This window comes from Mesorhizobium sp. M0676 (assembly GCF_040320535.1).
GTDB lineage: Bacteria > Pseudomonadota > Alphaproteobacteria > Rhizobiales > Rhizobiaceae > Mesorhizobium.
In genome coordinates this window covers 1-1,759 of sequence record NZ_JAMYPU010000071.1, presented here as the reverse complement: position 1 = coordinate 1,759, position 1,759 = coordinate 1, and the positions used below count along the sequence as shown (strand labels likewise).

Here is a 1,759-nt window from a genome sequence, read left to right as displayed (position 1 = left end):
CGCCACCGCAGAAAGCTCGTAATCGTTCCCAGCACATAAGACTTGAGCGACGTCGTCGTGGGGGTCCAAGGAGAATGTGCCGCTGCCAGACCAACTGAGAGCGCGACAAACATTAGCCTGACCGTGCTCCGAACGGGCCAGCCGCAATTCAATGCCCTGTTTGCGAAGCTCGCGCTTCAACGCGTCGAACAATGCTCGGACCGGATCAACCAGATTCTCAAAAAGGGCGTCGACGTACGGTCGAGCAGTTTCCGCCTCTGCGAAATATGTGGCTGCATCCTTCCTGTAGTGCGATGCGCCGACATACTGTCCGGGGACGCCATCCTTACGCTCCTTGAAACCGGGACTGCCACTGAAGTTCGCGGTGATCTCCTCGGCTAGTTCGGTGCTGAAAGCTTGCCTGATGTGCAGAGCGGTGATCTCACCTTTCAGGACTGAGATGATGTCTGCAGTGCTGATCGAGCCGGTTCGTTCTCTGATCGCAACTGGCGAGATGGCTCGCGCTTTAGATACCTGGTTAGTCATTGGCTTGCTCCTCTAGTGCGTGATCAAGGATGGCGATGCCCTGATCGAGTTCGTCATCGGTGATGGTTATCGGTGGGAGGACTTTGATGACGTCGCGATTTGGTCCTGAAGATTCGATCAGCAGGCCATTTTCGAATGCGACATCATGCACACGGCCGACAACGGCCTGTGAACGGCATTTGAGACCGGCCATCAGACCACGGCCGCGCTTTTGTTCGATGCACGTGGGAAATTTCGCAACGAGGCGGTCAAGGTGTCCTTGCAGCTTGACGGCTGTCCGCTCGACGCCTGCAGTAAACTGCGTGTCGGACCACAGTTTGCACATCGCCCCTGCAGTCACGAAGGCGAGATTGTTGCCTCTGAAGGTCCCGCTATGTTCTCCGGGATTCCAAATGTCCAGGTCGGGCCGAATCAGAACGATGGAGAACGGACTACCTGATCCGCTTAGGGACTTTGAAAGGCATACGATGTCGGGATCAATACCCGCGAACTCGAATGAGAAGAACTCGCCCGTTCGGCCCGCACCAGCCTGAATATCGTCGACGATCAATACAACGCCGTGCTTGCGGCAAATGCGCTGAATTTCTGTGAGCCATGCTGCAGATGCAGTGTTCAGGCCGCCTTCTGCCTGGATAGTCTCCAGAATGATTGCGGCTGGCTTTTCTATGCCGCTCCCCGGGTCGCCTAAAACATAGTCGATGTAGCTAGCGGAATCGAAAGCTTGCGTGGGGTAGCCGTCGTAGGGGACACGGATCACATCGTGGCGAGCAACGCCGCCCAGTTCCCTGGTTGACGCCGAACCCGACACCGCCAGGGAGCCGAGCGACATGCCGTGGAACGCATTTGTGAAGGCCATGACGCTTGAGCGGCCGGTATATTTTCGCGCCAGGGCCAGTGCCGCTTCGTTAGCGTTTGTGCCGGTCGGCCCAGGAAATTGTATTTTGTAAGAGAGGCCTCTGGGCCTCAGGATCGAATCCACAAACACTTCAATAAAGTCACGCTTCGCAGTCGTATACATGTCGAGCGACAGAAGAATGTTCTCGCCGACGAGATATTCGATTCCCGGTGCAATAATGTCTGGATTGTTGTGTCCGTAGTTGAGTGCGCCGGACCCTACAAGGAAATCGATATACGGCTTACCGGCCTCGTCCCAGATTGTCGCCCCAAGGGCTTTCGTAAAGACCGCGGGAAACGATCGCCCATAGCGACGAACGTTAGACTCATGAGCCGTGAA

Annotated in this window: 1 protein-coding gene and 1 pseudogene; both read right to left on the bottom strand. The window is 56.1% G+C overall.

Translation table 11 applies throughout. The features are described from left to right. Positions 1-525 (bottom strand): annotated as a pseudogene (locus NKI35_RS31205) (2OG-Fe(II)-dependent halogenase WelO5 family protein); the annotation flags it as partial. After that, positions 518-1,759: diaminobutyrate--2-oxoglutarate transaminase (ectB, locus tag NKI35_RS31200; protein ID WP_352742641.1), on the bottom strand; the 1,242-nt coding region annotated here is incomplete at its 5' end. The gene ectB and the pseudogene NKI35_RS31205, both read right to left, overlap by 8 nt.